This is a genomic window from Bacillus sp. S4, from assembly GCF_040838205.1.
Lineage (GTDB): Bacteria > Bacillota > Bacilli > Bacillales > Bacillaceae_G > Bacillus_A > Bacillus_A cereus_U.
In genome coordinates this window covers 1-17,960 of sequence record NZ_JBFPJI010000046.1, presented here as the reverse complement: position 1 = coordinate 17,960, position 17,960 = coordinate 1, and the positions used below count along the sequence as shown (strand labels likewise).

Sequence of the window (17,960 nt, the reverse complement as noted above, 5' to 3'; positions counted from 1 at the left end):
AGATATAATATTGTATTCCTACTATATCCTTATTATTTCTGTCTCCAAAATCAACTTATATTTGCGCGATTTCACTAAATTACATAATTGTAATGTTACTGTAAGCTAACTCGATAGTTACGTTTCAACATTTCTTATACACTAATACCAGAAGCAACGGAATAACAAAAAAGCTTCTCATAATGTAAGGACTAATACAGAAACTGTATTTACTATAAAACATATAAAAAGGAGAAATCATCATGAAAAAATTAGTAGGAATCGGGTTAGCAGCAGCAATTTCATTCGGAGCATTATCAGGTTGTTCTTTATTAGGAGAAAAAGCAAACGGTATCGTTGCTTACGGTAGTGACCAACAAGTGAATTCAATTATTGATAAAAATAGATCTGACATAAAAGAAAAGAACACATACAAAATGAAACTTGCGACATTAGAAGGTAAAAAAGTACTTGTAATGGATAAGAAAACTGGTGAAGAGTTAGTGAAGAAAGAACTACTTAAGAAAGTAGAAAAAGACGATGCAAAAGCAATTGATAAATTACCAGCAGTAACAGTCGAACAAGGTGTATTATTTGCGAAAGAAAAAGTAGAAAACGCCGAAATTAATGGTAAAAAATTGAAATATGAAGGTAATACAATTATCGGTGATGGTCGTTCTTATACAGATATGTTTGCAATCGTCGATGATGCTGCATATGGAAAAGTAACAGGAGAAGAAAAATCTGTCGGTGTATTAAAAATGAATAAAGATCCTAAAAAAGAAATGGCTGATCATAGAAAAGCAGCAGAAGAAGCTCAATTAGTTAAAATTAAATAATAAAAAAAGCTTTGCGAAATTCGCAAAGCTTTTTTCTATTTATGGGCAATTTGCTCCATATCCGGACTACAAGTTTGTGACTGACATGACTTACTTAAAGAGCATGCTGCGCATTTTCCTTTTTTACTTCTCTTTACAAAATTAACTAACGTATATGCTGCATAACCAAAAATGATAGCTCCAATTATAATATTGACCATCATTGCAATACATCTCCTTCTAGAATCCGAGTAAGGATCCAACTTGGTATATAATGAGCGTTAATACATAAGCAACAACGAGCGGATAAACGACAGAGAAAACTGTCCATTTCATCGATCCTGTTTCACGTTTAATAACAGCTACTGTCGCTAAGCACGGAACATATAATAAAATAAAGAACATAAATGCATAGGCTGATAGCGCCGTATAATGTGCTCCCATTACATTTCCTAGCACATCTTCTTTAACCGCATAAATAATTGCCATTGTAGAAACGACAACTTCTTTCGCTAAAAATCCTGTTAAAAGGGATGCTGCAGCTTGCCACGTTCCAAAGCCGAGCGGTGCAAATAGTGGTGCGATAAATCCACCAATCATTGCTAAGTAACTGTCTCCCATATCAACACCAAATCCTGATGGACCTGCATAGTTTAATAACCAAATGACAACAGAACCACCGAAGATGAATGTACCTGCTTTACGAACAAATCCTTTACCTTTCTCCCACGTGCTCAGCCATAACGTTTTCGCTTGCGGCACACGGTAAGGTGGTAGTTCAATGACAAAAATAGATTTTTCCGCTTTTAAAATAGTAAGAGACATAATTTTTGTAACAAGTAACGCAAGAACAATACCTGCAATGTATAAAGAGAACACAACAGTTGCCTGACTATTAGGGAAGAACACTCCCGCAAATAATGCATATACAGGTAAACGTGCTGAACAAGACATAAATGGTGTTACAAGAACTGTAAGTAAACGTTCTTTTTCTTGTTCAATCGTTCTCGCTGCCATAATACCTGGAACGTTACATCCAAAGCCGATAATCATCGGAATGAACGCTTTTCCGTTTAAACCGAAAAACTCCATAATTCTATCCATAACAACTGCAATTCGTGCCATATATCCTGAGTCTTCTAATAATGAAATGAAGAAGAATAGTGCAAAGATTTGTGGAACGAATACTAATACCGCACCAACGCCAGCAATAATACCTTCTGTAACGAGTGCTTGAATAAAATCAGAAGCGCCAACACTTGTGAGCCCAGCTGTAACCCAATCAGTAAGTTGTCCTCCAAAAAATCCATCAAGCATATCCGATAAAGGTGTACCAATCCACGTAAACGTAACCTGAAAAATAAAAAACATAACTGCTAAAAAGATTGGAAGTCCTAAAATTTTATGTGTAATTAACCTATCGATTTTTTCCGAAAAAGGAATTTTTCCTTCTTTCTCATGTTGCATAACATTTGTTTTTAACTTTTCAATATACGCTTCACGAGTCTTGTAAATGTGCTCCTCCAACGTACAATCAAGTTTTCCATCTAAACGAGATCGAATGGCTATAAGTTCCTTATAAATTGGTAATGCTTTCATTTCTTTTTCTACTACTTCGTTATTGCTTAAAAATTGAAGGGTTAACCACCTCGGATGCTCATAATTCGCTGTCTCTAAAAGAGCAATTATCTCTCCAATCCCTTCATCCATTTGTACACCATATGAAATAACAAATGGCTTTTTCTCTTTTTGTTTCTCTTCATGAAGAGTAGTAAGTAATTCTTCACAGCCTTTTCCGGTTCTTGCGATGACAGGAACGACTGTTACACCTAATATTTCTGATAACCGTTTTACATTAATCACAATTCCTCTTTGCTTTGCCACATCAACCATATTTAAACCAATTGAAATGGGCTTACCAAATTCAAGTAATTGCAGTGTTAAATGCATATTTCGCTCGAATTGCGAAGAATCCACTATATTTAACATATGATGAAATTCGTCTGTTAGTAGAAAATTCGTAACGACACCTTCATCACGTGAAACTGGATTCAAATCATAGACGCCTGGTAAATCAATTAATGTTCCTTGCTTATCTTTTAATTTACCAACCTTCTTTTCTACTGTTACACCGCTCCAGTTTCCTACATACTCATAAGAACCAGTAAGTGCATTAAATAATGATGTTTTCCCTGTATTCGGATTCCCTAGCAAAGCTACCTTATTCACGCTAATTCCACCTTTATCATTTTCGCGTCACAATGACGAATACTAATCAACTGTCCACGACACTCCAATGTACAAGGACCTTTAAACATCGCTTTCTGTTTTATGCGAAGTTCGCTTCCTTCCGCAAGACCAAAAGCAGCTAGTCTACGCTTTAATAACTGATCTAACGACTGAATACTTTTTACTAACACTTTCTCACCAATTTTAATATCTACTAAGCTCATAACCTTCCCCCTCAGAAGAGAATGATAATTATTTTCAAAAAAATTATATCATACTCTATTTCACTTGGACTATATCTTTTTGCTTCATATTTATTAACATTTCGATACAATTATATTTCAATAATTGTCATACACGGTACATTTGCCATTCTCATCCATTTCAATTACAATAAACAATAACAAATAAAGAATCTCGTTATCGCAGGGGGAGCCTTACCGCTGAGAGGGAACATTTCGTTCCGACCCTTTGAACCTGTTAGTTAATGCTAACGCAGGGATTGTGCAAACGTCCGAAATACATACCTCTTTTTTATTTACGTATTTCGTATCCTCCTATGATAATGTTCTTTTTTGTGCAACTTGGATTTAGGGGGAAACAACATGCGTAACACCAATTTACAAGCGATGATCGAATCTGCTATTCTTGCAGCCTTAGCCTTGATTATCGACATTTTACCATTATCAATTAAACTTCCAACAGGCGGTTCCATCTCATTTGCTATGATTCCTATTTTTATTATTGCATACCGCTGGGGCTTCAAAATGGCTTCCTTAGGAGGCTTAATTTGGGGACTTTTACAAATCGTCGTAGGTAATGCCTACATTTTAACGCCAGTTCAAGCATTCATTGAGTACTTCATTGCCTTTTCCTTTATCGGCTTTGCTGGTTTATTCTATCGTCCAATTCAAAAAGCACTTGCCTCAGACAACAGTGATGCAAAGCATTCAAGTTTTGGTAGTCGCAAAGATAAACCAAAACAAAACAAAGGAAAAAAAGCACTCGTTTACATTATCCTTGCCACATTTGTCGGCAGCTTTGCACGTTATTTCTGTCACTTTATTGCTGGTATTATTTTCTTTGGTCAATATGCACCTAAAGGACAATCAGCTGTCTTATATTCATTAATTGTAAACGGCAGTACAATGATCGGTTCTTTCATACTATGTACTGTATTACTAATTCTTTTATTTACAACTTCACCACGCTTATTCAAAAGCATCGGTGCTTATCAAATGAATACAAAAAAGAAGGGCGCTTAATTAGCGCTCTTTTTTCATATCGTAATATCAATAATAAATACAATAAATGCACAAAAGAAAATAAATACCATCACACCTAGTAAATTGCTATTCACGGCTAATCTACTCCTTACATAATCTCTTTTTCTAACCAGATTATATCGCTTAAAAATAAAGATTAAGTAAAGATAATATGAAATTAAATTAAAAAAGCGTAGATTGTATTATCTACGCTTTTTTCGGTAAATAGAAGTAAAATAACACACCATCTTCGGTATTCTTTACCCCATATTCAGCATTGTGCAGTTCTAAAATATTCTTTGAAATTGCAAGGCCAAGCCCTGTTCCACCTTGTGAACGTTTCCGTGCCGCATCCACGCGATAAAAACGATCCCAAATTTTATCTAATTGTTCTTCTTCAATGTGGGCACCTTTATTTTCTATACACACTTTTATATGATTCTTCTCGTCTATTGCGGAAATAATAATATCCTCTTTGTTCGGTGTATAACGTATCGCATTCGTAATGAAGTTCACAATTACTTGTGCAATTCTATTTTGATTCCCAACCACTTCAGCTGGACATATATGTTTGTGCACACTCAGTTCTTTTTTCTCTATCTCCGATGAAAGCTGTTCACATATTTCTTCAATCACTCCATCGATATAGAAAGAATCCATCTTCATGTTGTATGTGCCAGACTCAAATTTAGCTAATTCAAGCATATCCAAAATTAGTATATCCATCTTGTCTACTTCTTTTTCCATCGCCTGAAAATAGTAGTCTTTCTTATGTTCAGCTACCCCATCTTTTAAAATAGAAATACAGCTTTTCATAATACTCAGCGGTGTTTTTAATTCATGTGAAACACCTGAAATAAATTCTTTTCTCGTGTTTTCTAACTTTCTTTCTTTTTCAATATCTTGTTCTAACTGTCCAATATGTGAATGTAGTTTATTAGATAGTGTATTAATATTTTGCGATAAATCACCAATTTCATCTTTTGAAGTAATCGGGATTTTTTCTGTAAAGTCTAAATGTGCTATTTTCTTCGTTGTATCATTTATTTTTAATAACGGTTTTGCAATTTGTTTTGAATAATAGAAAGAAGCTAGAAAAATAAGAATGACTACAAACGCAATAATGTAAATGTAATAATCTTGTACCATTTGTACAGCCTCATCTACAGGTTGTAAAGAAGCCATCGCGTATATGTATGTCACCGATCCATCTTTTTCTTTTATTGGTTTGATTAATAATTTATATTTTATATCATTCTTTTCATAGTCCATTGTTTGTGTTGCATATTGTATTTGATTGCTTTCTTTTAGTAATAAATCAGCTTGAAATTCTTTTATATTATCCAAAAATAAATTATTTTTATAAATTGGGTTTACAGGTCCTTTTACATTAGGGAACTGTACCTTCGTAATTTTCCCTGATATATTAAAATCTGAATTTTGAGCCGCCCTCTTCTTTTCCTCATCATTCATAATTCCAGCAATTTTTTTTCTTTCCACAGTGATAGAATCTTGAGCAACCTTTGGTTTTTCCTCGCTCATCTTAGGTTCTTTTTCAGCTAACTTCTTACCTAATGGTTTATGAAACCAACTCAAATTCACCTCATCTATCTTTAAATAAGATGTGATGAAACTATCGTCTCTTTTTAGTCCATCGAAATAAACTGGTCGTCCTTCCAAATCAGGTAGTGTTCCACCTTCAATCTCATCTATATTCATGAGATAGTACAAAGGAATGATAATTGTTTTTTGTCCCACTCGCTTCTCTTCTCGTCGATCTAAAGTAATTTCAAAATAAAAATCATCTGCGTGCTTTAAATTCCCATTATGATCTAACGTCGTAATCCAAGTATTATTTTCTCTTAAAAAATCTTGCTCCAGTTTCTGAACTTCCTCCGAACTCCCCGCATAATTTAAGTAACTCTTTCCAAAGGAATCTAAATTCACTTTAATGTCTTCCACTTTTCGATTCGCATAATATTGTTTAAAAAATATCGTTTGTCCAATAAATATCGTCGCTAAAATCAACATGCATAAGGCTGTTGTAAGGGTAAATAATTTAAGTACAATCCCTTTTCTCATACATTCCCCTCAAATTTATAACCGGTTCGCACTACAGTTGTAATGTACTTTGCTTTCTCTCCTAATTTATTTCGCAAATTACGAATATGACTATTAACCGTTCTATCATCACCAGCAAATTCATATCCCCAAATTCTTGAAATTAATTGCTCTCGTGTTAGAACAATTCCTTGGTTTTTCATGAAATACACTAATATTTCAAACTCTGTATGTGTTAAAGTAATACTTTCTCCATCAACCGTAACAGTACGAGATGGGAAGTGAACATAAATTCCATGAATACAAATTGTGTCATCTTCACTATTTGGAGATTCTTTCAAAGCTTTTCTACTTTCCAATAATCGTTTCGCTCTCGCTAATAAAATAGGCGGACTATATGGTTTCGCAACATAATCATCTGCCCCAAGCTCAAACCCAAGTAACGTATCATCTTCATCTACGCGTGCTGTCAGCATAATAATTGGTACTTGGGACGTCTTACGAATCCTTCGGCAAACAGACCATCCATCTAGTTCAGGCAACATAATATCGAGTATAACTAAATCAACCTCTTCTTCCTCAAACAAAGCTAAAGCTTCTTTCCCGTCTCTCGCTTCAAGCACTTTATATTGTTCACTCAAAAAATAATCCTTTAATATTTCACGTAAAATATCTTCATCTTCAACAATTAAAATGTTTTTTGACATAACTTATGTATCCCCCTCCCACTTTCAGAAACTACAATTTTATTTTGAATAACTACCAGTTAACTTCGCCTCGATAATATATCTATCTGGTGCATCTCCTATATAATCAAACGGATAGCAAGTCGTCAGTGTTAATATTGGTTCTTCTTTTTTTATAATAACAGTACGATCATCCGCATGGGTAATCCATGTCTTTTGAATTTCATATGTGTAAGTTTTATTATCATACTCTAAAATAAGAGTATCCTTTTCTTTTAACTCTTCTAAATCTGTAAATACAGTATCTCGATGCCCACTCAGTACAGTATGTCCTCCTCCAGATGGAGTTGTCGTTAAATCGCTAACAAACATACCAACTCCTTTTTTCAAAGTTGCATCATTCGCTCCCCAATATATAGAAAACTTCTTCTTTATTTTCGGTATATTTAACATCGCTACCTTTTCTCCTTCTTTATGTTGTGTTTGAGAAGAAGGTACTTGGGACGTTACTGGTGTTTCATATGAAAGTTGATTATCTTGTATATTTTTAAGGCTCTTTATTTCTTCTTTCGTTAATTCTTGAGCAGAGCTTTTTCCTTTATACCATTCCACAGCGTAATACGATCCCATGAATAGCCCTATGGCCATCAATATGATACCGATATAATTGAGTAACTTCACGTTCCATCCCTCCATGCAAAAAATGGTAGGAATAACCTACCATTTTTAATATATGAAATTATCCCGTTCTTTATAGAAAAATATTTTATTTATGCCTTAACTTTATTACGACGATTCAAACCAAATAATGTCCCTATCCCTACAAGACATGCGCTTAGTGCCATCATTGCCACATTATTTGATGCTGTGTTTGGTAATTTTTCACCTTGTACAACTGGCTTTGCTACTTCTTTTTTAACTGCATCATTTTTTTGCCCGTCTTTTATCGCTACTTCTTTTTTTGCCATATCACTTTTTAACTGTTCTTGCGCTATTCTCTTTTTCTCTTCTTCACTCTTTTTCTCGGCTTTTATTGCTTCTTCTTTTTTTGCCATATCACTTTTTTCTTGTACTTGTGCTGCTTGCTTTTTCTCTACATCATTTTTTTGCTGTTCCTGAATTGCTGCTTCCTTTTTAGCTACATCTGACTGTACTTGCGCTGCTTCTTCCTTTGTCAGTGTTCCAGTTGAAGCACTCGCTACCGAAGAATAACCTACTGTTAAAAGTGCCATTGCACAAATTGGTAATAGTTTCTTTTTCATTTTCATTCTCTCCTCTTATACGTTTTACATCACGTCGCATCGGATGTATCACTAGAATAAACAATAGATATAAATATAAGATGCAGATGAAATATATTTCATTTAAAGATTTCATTGTAGAAAAATAAAAAAACATCGCAATATATACGATGTTTTTTCGGGTGTGTGTCTCGATATTTATTTGTTACTTTCGCGTGATTGAGAAGTAGAAAGGGCCGGAGTGATAACTAATTGTCTCGGCTCAGTTTTCTTGAAGTGATTTTTGACGTTACACTTACGACATTGAACGACCCATGCTTTAATAGGATTTGTTAAAATAATTTTTTGCCTGTCGTTAGGGGCCTCTTCTTCCAATTCACAACTATCGCTCCACTTACTCCATTTCATTGTAAATTTAGAAGAAGAATGATCGTCTTCTCGATCAAACATCTGCAAAAAATCCATTTCTCCAGCTAGCATTACGGTGTTACTAGTTGCTAAAAAAGAAAAGGTCGTCCAATGTTTCTCCATGCCCTCCTACTCCTTTTTCACATATAGAGTGCCTAAAACTTACTTTACCTAAAATATGCTTGCCTTTTACCTTACACTTATAGTTTATCCAAAACACTACTATGCAACTATCGATTTGTCTTACAAATCACCTTACATTTTTGTAAGAAACGAAAAAACCTTCACTCTATATACGTGAAGGTTTCTCATTTCTTATCTATAGAATCTTTCATATCATCAAGTCCAGCCTCTTGCAGCTGCGACATCATACCGTGGGATATTGCGCCTAATACTAAAGTCATTCCAATTAGTGAAATGCGAATTGCAGGTACATCAATTATGTAAGCCAACATACCAAGAACAATTGTTAAAAGCAATGCTTTTATAAATGTTACACTTGTATACTGTTTCTTTTTCATCATAATCACCCTTTATGGAAGCGTTTTCTTAATGTAATCAGTATATCATATCATCTGATTATTTTGTGGGGGTTTCTGTAAAAACCTTATATCTTCTTTGACTTTTTTCTTTCTATCCTTTACAGTCGAAATGTTCACAAGTTTTACACTGTAGGAGGATTCAAATGAAAATTGAAATAAAAGACACTTTAATTTCTGAAGAACAATTACAAGAAAAAGTAAAAGAACTAGCTCTTCAAATCGAACGTGATTTTGAAGGAGAAGAAATCGTAGTAATCGCTGTATTAAAAGGATCTTTCGTATTCGCTGCTGATTTAATTCGTCATATTAAAAACGAAGTAACAATCGACTTTATCTCTGCATCTAGCTACGGAAATCAAACAGAAACAACTGGAAAAGTAAAACTATTAAAAGATATCGATGTAAACATTACTGGAAAAAACGTAATTGTCGTAGAAGACATTATCGATTCTGGTTTAACACTTCACTTCTTAAAAGATCACTTCTTTATGCATAAACCAAAAGCATTGAAATTCTGTACGTTACTTGATAAACCTGAACGCCGTAAAGTGGACTTAAAAGCTGAATATGTTGGCTTCCAAATTCCAGACGAATTTATCGTTGGCTACGGTATTGACTGCGCAGAAAAATATCGTAACTTACCATTTATCGCTTCAGTTGTAACGGAATAATATAAAAAAATAAAGTGAAACTTTAATCAGTGGGGGTTTTGTCTATCCCCCACTGATTATTAGTTGAACCAATCGGGCTTTTACGGGCAGTTGATCTCCCACCTAACTTCCTCGTATTCGTCGAAATTTGAGGTGGGAGTCTTACTGCCCGTTAATGCGGGGTAAACTTCCATCAATTATTGATGGAAATTTATTTTCTATCACGATTCGTAAAAGACAAAGGGAGAGAATAAAAATGACAAAGACAAAATTTGAAAAAGTACTCCTCATCGTAAATCCAAAAGCTGGACAAGGCGATTTACATACAAACTTAACGAAAATCGTACCACCACTTGCCGCAGCTTTTCCTGACTTACATATCCTTCATACGAAGCAACAAGGTGATGCAACAAAATATTGTCAGGAGTTTGCTAGTAAAGTAGATTTAATTATCGTCTTTGGTGGTGACGGAACTGTATTTGAATGCACAAATGGCTTAGCCCCTCTTGAAATTAGACCTACACTTGCAATCATTCCAGGCGGAACTTGCAACGACTTCTCTCGCACACTTGGTGTTCCGCAAAATATTGCAGAAGCAGCAAAACTCATTACAAAAGGACATGTAAAACCAATCGATGTCGCAAAAGCAAATGGACAACACTTCTTAAACTTCTGGGGTATTGGACTCGTCTCTGAAGTATCAAACAATATTGATGCAGAAGAGAAAGCAAAGCTTGGTAAAATCGGTTACTATTTAAGCACCATTCGAACTGTAAAAAACGCTGAACCATTCCCAGTAAAAATCACTTACGACGGACAAGTATATAAAGACGAAGCTGTACTTGTTATGGTTGGAAACGGCGAATATCTTGGCGGTATCCCGTCCTTTATCCCAAACGTAAAATGTGACGACGGAACACTTGATATTTTCGTCGTAAAATCAACAGGCATTCAGGCGTTTAAAGATTATATCGGAAAGAAATTATTTGAAGACTCAAATGAAAATGACATCTTCCACGTAAAAGCAAAATCCATTCATATTGAAACAGAAGAAGAAAAAGAAGTAGATACAGATGGAGAAAGTTCGCTTCATACACCATGCCATATTGAATTGTTACAAGGGCACTTTACGATGATTTATAATCCTGCGTTTGTATAATCACTATTTCACTATAACTTTAATAATTACTAAACTTCGCATTTTTCAAAAAAATATAGTATGATGAATAAATAAAAGGTTGTTAACAAAAACGTTAACAACCTTTTTTGTTTTTTCTAAAAAACTTTTCAATTTAAAGGAGCGATCACATGTATTGGAGAAAAAATGATAAACCTGTAGAAGAACCAGAAGCAATTGCTGTGTGGGAATGCGAAGCAGACGACTGCCTTGGATGGATGCGTAAAAACTTTTCTTTAGAAGATAAGCCGCAATGCCCGTTGTGTAAAGGCGACATGAAAAGCAGCGAACGATTACTACAGAAGTTATAATACCTTTCCCTCTTTATCTTTTATATACTGAAAAGATAGAGGATTTTATTTCTCTTTATCTACAGTACAAGTTGCTTCCTAATTATAAATAATGAAAGAAGCAGCTATTACGTAGAATAGCTGCTTCTTTCAATCTATAACTTCTTCATCGCTATAAATTCCATATAATATTCCCCTAAATTTATCTCTATTCATCATCCCCCTTACTCACTACATACTACACTTCTTTCGGAAGAACAATTTTTTTATACAATTGAACTGTAATGAAATAATAAAACACATAAATGACTAAGAAAATAATAATCGGCAGCCAAATCCGGAAATATGGATTATCTATTAAGAACGAGAACATGTTCATTCCGACTAATACGTGCATTATACCTACGATCGCTGGGAACAAGAAAACTAAAAGTAACTCTTTATAAATTGATTTCGTTAATAGCTCATAACGCACACCAATTTTACGAAGCATTTGATAGCGAATAATATCTTTTGAAGCACCAGAAAGAATTTTAAACATTAAACAGCTTGCCAGCATCGCTAAGAAAGCTATGCCTAAGAAAAATCCCATAAATACTGTTCCACTGTAAGTACTGTAATATCCTTCATACAGCATATATTTACTCAAAAGATGTACGTCTTTCATATCTTTATATCTAGCTAACTCTAATTCATCGATTTTTTTCCATTCTTCTTTATACGTTATAAAATTGTCCGTTTTCCCCAGTATTATAATTTCTTCTTTACCTTGTATCCCGTCATACATCTTTTGATCTACAATTTGTATCTTTTGACTAGGATTCATATATGTCTTTTGAAGAGACCTTAAAACATTTCCCCACTCTTCTGGAATTACATTGGTATTATCCTCATTTTTTTCTTGCCTATGGCTTAAAACGGCTCCGACAATTAGCTCCCTCGAAACAGGAACGAATCGGCTACTATTCTCGTCTTTTCCAGTAGGTGTTAGCGGACGGTTTCTTTCTAAATCTTCTTTCAATTGATAAATAAACTGCTCATCTACTTTGTATCGATATTCATTCTTTTCTTTAAATGTAATACTATCTAATATTTTCTTTTCTTCTGCTGTGGGATTTTTAATTTCGACATCATAGTATTCTGCACTCTCCACCATCTCCAGCTTGTAATACTTCGTAACCTTCATTCTTCAAATAGATGGCGATAAGTTTTCTAATTTCCTTCTCATCGTCCACGATAAGTATCGTTCCTTTACTCACAAAATCTCCTCCAGCATCATTTACCAAACTATGAATGTTGCTTTATTTCACTCACTACTGCATTCTTCTTATGCATATACACATAAGAAATACTAGAAACTATAATAACGATGCCACCCAAATATATACCATACTCGGTCACAAGGGTTACTATCATTTCTATATGCTTACCAAATATAGAGCCTAGTACAAAGTAAACTAACGTCCAAACAAATCCTGTTACATATGAATAAATCGCATACGTTTTAAATGACATGTTATTCATTCCTACTAAATACGGTACGATATGTCTCACAACGGGGATAAAATAACTTATTACTAATGCATAATGACCATATTTCCCTACTATCTCTTGTGATTTTAAAAGGTACTTCGCCTTCTTCTTTTTCATCAATTTTTCAAGCACTCTTATGCCAAATATTTTCCCTAGTATGTAACCTAAAGAAAGCCCAGATACAACGCCTAAATATGTTAATAAAAACGCAGGAATGACACTTAATACGCCTAATGAAGATACAAATCCACCACTCATTACAATCATTTCATCTGGAATCGGCATACCGATAATACCAAGCCATAAACAAAAAAATAGTGCCCAATAACCATACTGCTCAATGTATGATATTAATTCATGTAGCTCCATTATGCATATGCTCCCCTTAGCTCTTTTTTACAGCTAAAGACGTAGGCTGGCGGGAAATTAAACCAAACTTTTTCTAGTGTAATTTCAGGGAAGAAATGCTGTATAAATCCTTTTTTTACAAGTGAATATTGAAATGTAATGAATTCACCACTCTCATGTATCGCTTCCATTGCGTTGTTTAAAATGCGTTTTGAAACCTCTTCTGGTAAAGATGTGAAAGGCAATCCTGATAAGACGTAATCAATGCATTCTATATTGAGCTCTTCCATATACGTCTTTATATTTTCAGCTGAACCATGTACAACAATGACATTCTGCTCATCTTTAAATTTTCTCTTTAGCTCTTTGAAAAACACTTCATTAATTTCGATAAGAAGAAACATTGTCTCCTTCTTCTTTCGCTTCATAATTTCTTTCGTAAAGACTCCTGTACCAGGACCTAATTCCACAATGCACTTCGCTCTATTAAAATCAATTACATCTACCATTTTCTTTGCTAATATTTTTGAACTTGGCGCAATCGCACCAGTATGTTTCGGGTGTTTAATAAATTCATGTAAGAATGTTATGAGTTGCATGTAAATCTCTCCCCATTCGTTCAATAGTTTTTAACTTGTGTTTAAGTATAACTATCGTTTCTTAATAAAAATTGAGGAGATTTCTTAAGATTTTATGAAGAAATCAAAAAACAGCTACCGCTTATAGCGATAGCTGCCCCTTTATTACTTCGCGCTCACAATCTTATAATAAGAACGAACTGTTAAGAAGTAATATCCGATATAAATGACACCGTATACTCCGATACTAATTAGGAGCGGAATCATAATTTCAAACGGTAGTATGTTCCCTAAACCTTTTAATGCAAACAAGCTGTGTAGAATTCCGATTACTAACGGAATCGCAAAGATAAAGCTTACTTGTTTTGCGATAGCTTTTTTCATTTCCTGTTTCGTTACCCCGACTTTACGAAGTACAACATAACGCTCACGATCAGCATTTGCTTCTGTTAATTGTTTAAAGTAAATGATAGAACCTGTTGCTAGTAAGAATACAAGTCCTAAGAACATTCCGATGAACATCATTAGTCCAGTTCCTTCAAGCCCCATTTGGAAACCAGTGTAGAAATCTCTAAATGATGGTACCATTTCTGATTCACCAGCTGGCATCACTTTTGTTAATTTTTCTGTTAATACTTTACTGTTTCTTTCATCTTTTACATCAATATTTTTTACAACACGTGTTCCAAATGCTTGCTTCGCTTGTTCATATGTTTCATCTGAAACGACAACAACTAGTTCACCTAAGTTCGTAATTGCATGATCATTTGCGCCTTGAATCGCTAATTTCTTCGTTTCATTTCCAATTTGGAATACCGCTTTATTTCCTTTATATTGAGGGCTAAACTCATGCCCTTCAATATAAGAACTATCATATATAAATGCTTCACCAGCAGCTACATTCACTGTTTCTGCATCGATTTTTTTAGCAAGTTTATTAAATTCAGATTGAGACATAAATTGATATTTCTCTGAGATACTGTAGTTCATATTAAGGATGAAATCAACTTTATCTCCTTCAAACTTTCCTTTTACAGGAACCATCTCCACTTCAAATTGATCTTTTACAGGATGATTCTCTTTCTCTTCAGCAAAAATCGCATTTACTTTCTTATCTAGTTCTGCATCTTTTTTCTCATAAGAATAGCTGTATGGCGCGAATGCTTTTGATTGTGTAAATGTGTTGTAATACATCGTAACTGACGTACCAACTGCTGTTAATGTTACCGCACTTAAAATAGAAATTGTTGCAAGTGACTTTGCATTCCCTTTAATACGATATAGTAGCTGTGATGTCGTTACCATATTCATACCGTTATAAAACGATGATTTATTATTTCTTGCACGTTTTAATACGAATACTGTAAAGAACATAAATAGTAAGTACGTACCTAATACTGTCGCAAGTAAAATATAAAGTGCAACTGCCATAAAGTCTGCATACTTAACTGCCTTCATGAACATTAATGCTAAGAAATAACCTGAACCGATTAAGAAAATTGAAATTAACGCCATAATTACAGATCCTTTTGGCATTGCTTCTCCTTCGCGTTCTGCGCGGAAAAGTTCAATTAGCTTGAATCGATAAATTAAACGATATCCTTGAAGTGATGTATACAATATAATCACAAAGAAAATAATTGCTGTATCAACAATTGCAGCCATCGGTACTTCAAAATGAACATTTAAATTTAACCCCATCATACTTACTAGTAGTTCAAGGAATAGTTTTGAAAGAACGCTACCAATCGCAATCCCAATAATTAAAGACATTAATCCCATTAACATATTTTCATAAAAGAGCATTTTACCGATCTGTCTTTTTCGAATACCTAGTAACGAATATAGCCCAACTTCTTTTTTACGTTTTCGTGTAAAGAAACCGTTCGAATATATAATGAACACCGCTACGAAGATAATTAGCATGACACTTGAAACTTGAAACGCACCGCTAATTTTTTTAGAACCTTCCGCAGCTTTTTCCATTTGCGAATTATATTGTAGTGCTTTAAATGTAAAGTAAATTACAATACTAAAAATCATAGATGCAAAATATACAAAGTAGTCTTTAAAGTTCCGCTGTATGTTGCGGAGGGCAATGCTAGATAAGGTCATCAGCCATACCTCCAGAAATGGAAGACATTACGTCAACGACTTTTTGGAAGAACTGTTTACGTGTTGATTCACCGCGGTGCAATTCTTTATATAACTCACCATCTTTAATGAAAATAACTCGTTTACAATAACTCGCCGCAAATGCATCATGCGTTACCATTAAAATTGTAGAGTTATCATATTCATTTAACGACTTCATACTTTCTAATAAATCTGTCGCTGATTTAGAATCAAGTGCTCCAGTCGGCTCGTCCCCAAATATCATACTAGGGCTTGTAACGATCGCACGTGATGCCGCGCAACGCTGCTTCTGCCCACCAGATACTTGATATGGGAACTGACTTAAAATATGATCAATACCGAATTTCTTTGAGATTTCAAGAACGCGGCGATCAATCTCATTCGCTTTCACCTTCGATAACGCAAGAGGTAACGCAATGTTTTCTTTTACCGTTAACGTATCTAATAAGTTATAATCTTGGAAGATGAAACCTAAATGATCACGGCGGAACAACGCCAGCTTATCATCATTCATCTTCACGATATCTTTTCCCTCAATTAAAATCTCACCGTCCGTCGCATTATCAATTGTAGAAAGAACATTTAAAAGAGTCGTCTTACCAGAACCAGAAGGTCCCATAATTCCAACGAACTCACCTTCTTTTACTTGTAAGTTAATACCTTTTAAAGCTGCAAATTTATTCCCACCTGTGTCATACACTTTTTCAATATTTTTTGCTTCTAACACTGTTTTCATCTCGACATCCCTCATTTCTTCTATTCTCTATTTTCAACTATATACACTCTCTACTCTTGCCACTATCGATGTTTCTTACACAAACATGACAGTTATGTAAGGCACATAAGTAAAGACATAAAAATTTAACCTACTGAATGAAAGTACTTTGTTACTATAGCATTGGGATATCATACCATCCATTCATTCTCCTTACAGGAACATTACAATTTTGTAAGGTTAAAAATGCACCCTACAAAGCTGTGCACGAAATGTCGGATGGAGCTATTTTGTTCCTGATATTCTATTTATAGAGGAGGTCATATAATGGATTCACTTAAAAATATGAATGCGGCAATGCAGTATATTGAAGACAACCTTACACACGAAATTGATTTTAAAGAAGTCGCAAAAATAGCTCTCTGCTCCGAATATCATTTCAAAAGAATGTTTTCTTTTTTAGCTGGCATATCACTATCAGAATATATTCGCTGTAGACGTCTTACGCTTGCTGCCTTTGAACTAAAAGATAGCAATGTAAAAGTCATTGATGTCGCTATAAAATATGGATACAACTCACCAGATTCATTTACACGTGCATTTCAAAATTTGCACGGAATAACGCCTTCAGAAGCTCGAAATACTAGTCATTCTTTGAAATCTTATTCACCAATGGCCTTCCAATTATCTATTCAAGGAGGAAGTGAAATGAACTATCGAATTGAAGAAAAAGACTCATTTCGAATTATAGGTATTACAAAACGAGTACCAATCGTTTTTAACGGTGTAAACGAAGAAATTGCTTCTATGTGGAAAAGTTTAGACAGCCAATCAATCGAAACATTAAAGTCCCTTTCAAATATTGAACCTGCAGGAATTATTAGTGCTTCTACGAATTTTTCTGAAGGGAGAATGGAGGAAAAAGGAGAACTCGATCACTATATTGGAGTAACTACGACAAAAGATTGTCCGAAGCAATTCAAACAACTTGAAGTCGCTGCTTCAACATGGGCTATATTTGAAGCTGTCGGTCCATTTCCTGATGCATTGCAAAATGTATGGGGGCGTATTTATTCTGAATGGTTTCCTTCTTCAAACTATGAATTAGCAGAAGGACCGGAAATACTGTGGAATGAAAGTAAAGACGTATCCTCGCCGAATTTCAGAAGCGAGATATGGGTACCTGTTTTTAAAAAATAATATAAAGGCCTAAACTTTTTCAAAACAAAAGCTGCTCTTCCTCTTTAAATGAACTGTACCCCGAATCATGGACACTTAAAAAAAGCCCCATGATTCGGGGTTTT

The 17,960-nt window shown here is 34.5% G+C and carries 19 protein-coding genes, 2 pseudogenes and 1 riboswitch; of the genes and pseudogenes, 6 read left to right on the top strand and 15 right to left on the bottom strand.

Going from position 1 to position 17,960, the window contains the following annotated elements:
* The first annotated feature begins 242 nt into the window (after window positions 1-242).
* Entirely contained in the window at window positions 243-818 is a 576-nt protein-coding gene (locus AB3X48_RS08080; RefSeq protein ID WP_088099604.1) for a lipoprotein BA_5634 family protein, read from the top strand.
* Between the two features lie 35 nt (window positions 819-853).
* On the opposite strand, the gene AB3X48_RS08075 is transcribed toward AB3X48_RS08080, so the two are convergent.
* The 3 genes from AB3X48_RS08075 to AB3X48_RS08065 are packed head-to-tail and all read right to left on the bottom strand — an operon-like array spanning window position 854 to window position 3,250.
* Window positions 854-1,021 (bottom strand): FeoB-associated Cys-rich membrane protein, encoded by a 168-nt coding sequence (locus AB3X48_RS08075; protein ID WP_000989601.1) that lies wholly within the window; start codon window positions 1,019-1,021, stop codon window positions 854-856.
* A 16-nt stretch (window positions 1,022-1,037) separates the two neighbouring features.
* The gene (feoB, locus tag AB3X48_RS08070; protein WP_078180936.1) at window positions 1,038-3,026 is read right to left on the bottom strand and encodes a ferrous iron transport protein B; all 1,989 of its coding nucleotides are present in this window, start codon (window positions 3,024-3,026) and stop codon (window positions 1,038-1,040) included.
* A complete protein-coding gene (locus tag AB3X48_RS08065; protein ID WP_000060510.1) occupies window positions 3,023-3,250 on the bottom strand; it encodes a FeoA family protein in 228 nt (75 codons plus the stop codon). The genes feoB and AB3X48_RS08065 overlap by 4 nt, the downstream gene beginning before the upstream one ends.
* Before the next feature lie 194 nt (window positions 3,251-3,444).
* Window positions 3,445-3,546, top strand: a riboswitch (TPP riboswitch).
* A gap of 85 nt (window positions 3,547-3,631) precedes the next feature.
* Between AB3X48_RS08065 and thiT the strand changes: the two genes are divergently transcribed.
* Window positions 3,632-4,291, top strand: coding sequence for an energy-coupled thiamine transporter ThiT (gene thiT / locus AB3X48_RS08060; RefSeq protein ID WP_016106463.1), 660 nt, complete (start codon window positions 3,632-3,634; stop codon window positions 4,289-4,291).
* A 207-nt stretch (window positions 4,292-4,498) separates the two neighbouring features.
* Here thiT and AB3X48_RS08055 read toward each other — a convergent pair whose 3' ends face one another.
* The 6 genes from AB3X48_RS08055 to AB3X48_RS08030 form a co-directional block, all read right to left on the bottom strand.
* Window positions 4,499-6,373, bottom strand: a complete 1,875-nt coding sequence (locus tag AB3X48_RS08055) for a sensor histidine kinase (protein ID WP_016106464.1) — start codon at window positions 6,371-6,373, stop codon at window positions 4,499-4,501.
* Window positions 6,370-7,059 (bottom strand): response regulator transcription factor, encoded by a 690-nt coding sequence (locus AB3X48_RS08050; RefSeq protein WP_016106465.1) that lies wholly within the window; start codon window positions 7,057-7,059, stop codon window positions 6,370-6,372. The genes AB3X48_RS08055 and AB3X48_RS08050 overlap by 4 nt, the downstream gene beginning before the upstream one ends.
* Window positions 7,060-7,098: 39 nt before the next feature.
* Complete coding sequence (gene srtD, locus AB3X48_RS08045; protein WP_016106466.1) at window positions 7,099-7,719, bottom strand: class D sortase, LPxTATN-specific; 621 nt, start codon at window positions 7,717-7,719, stop codon at window positions 7,099-7,101.
* Window positions 7,720-7,808: 89 nt separating this feature from the next.
* Entirely contained in the window at window positions 7,809-8,300 is a 492-nt protein-coding gene (locus AB3X48_RS08040; protein ID WP_078180941.1) for an LPXTG cell wall anchor domain-containing protein, read from the bottom strand.
* A 177-nt stretch (window positions 8,301-8,477) separates the two neighbouring features.
* The gene (locus AB3X48_RS08035) at window positions 8,478-8,810 is read right to left on the bottom strand and encodes a hypothetical protein (protein ID WP_078180942.1); all 333 of its coding nucleotides are present in this window, start codon (window positions 8,808-8,810) and stop codon (window positions 8,478-8,480) included.
* A 185-nt stretch (window positions 8,811-8,995) separates the two neighbouring features.
* Window positions 8,996-9,211 carry a hypothetical protein gene (locus AB3X48_RS08030; RefSeq protein WP_000976189.1) on the bottom strand — a complete coding sequence of 72 codons (216 nt, stop codon included), beginning with the start codon at window positions 9,209-9,211 and terminating at the stop codon, window positions 8,996-8,998.
* 161 nt (window positions 9,212-9,372) lie between these two features.
* Between AB3X48_RS08030 and hpt the strand changes: the two genes are divergently transcribed.
* The 3 genes from hpt to AB3X48_RS08015 all read left to right on the top strand — a co-directional run bounded on the left by hpt (window position 9,373) and on the right by AB3X48_RS08015 (window position 11,367).
* A complete protein-coding gene (hpt, locus tag AB3X48_RS08025; RefSeq protein WP_000687586.1) occupies window positions 9,373-9,900 on the top strand; it encodes a hypoxanthine phosphoribosyltransferase in 528 nt (175 codons plus the stop codon).
* 235 nt (window positions 9,901-10,135) lie between these two features.
* Complete coding sequence (locus tag AB3X48_RS08020; RefSeq protein ID WP_016106469.1) at window positions 10,136-11,038, top strand: diacylglycerol/lipid kinase family protein; 903 nt, start codon at window positions 10,136-10,138, stop codon at window positions 11,036-11,038.
* A 149-nt stretch (window positions 11,039-11,187) separates the two neighbouring features.
* On the top strand, window positions 11,188-11,367 hold the full coding sequence (locus AB3X48_RS08015; RefSeq protein ID WP_002067775.1) for a cold-inducible protein YdjO-related protein: 180 nt from the start codon (window positions 11,188-11,190) through the stop codon (window positions 11,365-11,367).
* 217 nt (window positions 11,368-11,584) lie between these two features.
* Here AB3X48_RS08015 and AB3X48_RS08010 read toward each other — a convergent pair.
* From AB3X48_RS08010 to AB3X48_RS07985, 6 genes and pseudogenes are all read right to left on the bottom strand, one after another.
* Window positions 11,585-12,502, bottom strand: a pseudogene (locus tag AB3X48_RS08010) (ABC-2 family transporter permease); the annotation flags it as partial.
* Window positions 12,498-12,605: pseudogene (locus tag AB3X48_RS08005) on the bottom strand (DNA-binding response regulator); the annotation flags it as partial. The pseudogenes AB3X48_RS08005 and AB3X48_RS08010, both read right to left, overlap by 5 nt.
* Before the next feature lie 28 nt (window positions 12,606-12,633).
* Entirely contained in the window at window positions 12,634-13,248 is a 615-nt protein-coding gene (locus AB3X48_RS08000; protein ID WP_016106471.1) for a DedA family protein, read from the bottom strand.
* Window positions 13,248-13,826, bottom strand: a complete 579-nt coding sequence (locus AB3X48_RS07995; RefSeq protein WP_002067767.1) for a class I SAM-dependent methyltransferase — start codon at window positions 13,824-13,826, stop codon at window positions 13,248-13,250. Before AB3X48_RS07995 ends, AB3X48_RS08000 begins: the two co-directional genes overlap by 1 nt.
* Window positions 13,827-13,970: 144 nt before the next feature.
* The gene (locus AB3X48_RS07990) at window positions 13,971-15,920 is read right to left on the bottom strand and encodes an ABC transporter permease (protein ID WP_016106472.1); all 1,950 of its coding nucleotides are present in this window, start codon (window positions 15,918-15,920) and stop codon (window positions 13,971-13,973) included.
* Window positions 15,907-16,677 carry an ABC transporter ATP-binding protein gene (locus tag AB3X48_RS07985; protein ID WP_002112508.1) on the bottom strand — a complete coding sequence of 257 codons (771 nt, stop codon included), beginning with the start codon at window positions 16,675-16,677 and terminating at the stop codon, window positions 15,907-15,909. The genes AB3X48_RS07990 and AB3X48_RS07985 overlap by 14 nt, the downstream gene beginning before the upstream one ends.
* Before the next feature lie 306 nt (window positions 16,678-16,983).
* On the opposite strand from AB3X48_RS07985, the gene AB3X48_RS07980 reads away from it, so the two are divergent.
* On the top strand, window positions 16,984-17,856 hold the full coding sequence (locus tag AB3X48_RS07980; protein WP_016106473.1) for an AraC family transcriptional regulator: 873 nt from the start codon (window positions 16,984-16,986) through the stop codon (window positions 17,854-17,856).
* The last annotated feature ends 104 nt before the right edge of the window (window positions 17,857-17,960 follow it).

Bases quoted from the DNA above. Each gene is read 5' to 3' on its own strand.
- AB3X48_RS08080 (WP_088099604.1), top strand. From the start codon at position 243: ATGAAAAAATTAGTAGGAATCGGGTTAGCAGCAGCAATTTCATTCGGA.
- AB3X48_RS08075 (WP_000989601.1), bottom strand. From the start codon at position 1,021: ATGATGGTCAATATTATAATTGGAGCTATCATTTTTGGTTATGCAGCA.
- AB3X48_RS08065 (WP_000060510.1), bottom strand. From the start codon at position 3,250: ATGAGCTTAGTAGATATTAAAATTGGTGAGAAAGTGTTAGTAAAAAGT.
- thiT (WP_016106463.1), top strand. From the start codon at position 3,632: ATGCGTAACACCAATTTACAAGCGATGATCGAATCTGCTATTCTTGCA.
- AB3X48_RS08055 (WP_016106464.1), bottom strand. From the start codon at position 6,373: ATGAGAAAAGGGATTGTACTTAAATTATTTACCCTTACAACAGCCTTA.
- AB3X48_RS08050 (WP_016106465.1), bottom strand. From the start codon at position 7,059: ATGTCAAAAAACATTTTAATTGTTGAAGATGAAGATATTTTACGTGAA.
- AB3X48_RS08040 (WP_078180941.1), bottom strand. From the start codon at position 8,300: ATGAAAAAGAAACTATTACCAATTTGTGCAATGGCACTTTTAACAGTA.
- AB3X48_RS08035 (WP_078180942.1), bottom strand. From the start codon at position 8,810: ATGGAGAAACATTGGACGACCTTTTCTTTTTTAGCAACTAGTAACACC.
- AB3X48_RS08030 (WP_000976189.1), bottom strand. From the start codon at position 9,211: ATGATGAAAAAGAAACAGTATACAAGTGTAACATTTATAAAAGCATTG.
- hpt (WP_000687586.1), top strand. From the start codon at position 9,373: ATGAAAATTGAAATAAAAGACACTTTAATTTCTGAAGAACAATTACAA.
- AB3X48_RS08020 (WP_016106469.1), top strand. From the start codon at position 10,136: ATGACAAAGACAAAATTTGAAAAAGTACTCCTCATCGTAAATCCAAAA.
- AB3X48_RS08015 (WP_002067775.1), top strand. From the start codon at position 11,188: ATGTATTGGAGAAAAAATGATAAACCTGTAGAAGAACCAGAAGCAATT.
- AB3X48_RS08000 (WP_016106471.1), bottom strand. From the start codon at position 13,248: ATGGAGCTACATGAATTAATATCATACATTGAGCAGTATGGTTATTGG.
- AB3X48_RS07995 (WP_002067767.1), bottom strand. From the start codon at position 13,826: ATGCAACTCATAACATTCTTACATGAATTTATTAAACACCCGAAACAT.
- AB3X48_RS07990 (WP_016106472.1), bottom strand. From the start codon at position 15,920: ATGACCTTATCTAGCATTGCCCTCCGCAACATACAGCGGAACTTTAAA.
- AB3X48_RS07985 (WP_002112508.1), bottom strand. From the start codon at position 16,677: ATGAAAACAGTGTTAGAAGCAAAAAATATTGAAAAAGTGTATGACACA.
- AB3X48_RS07980 (WP_016106473.1), top strand. From the start codon at position 16,984: ATGGATTCACTTAAAAATATGAATGCGGCAATGCAGTATATTGAAGAC.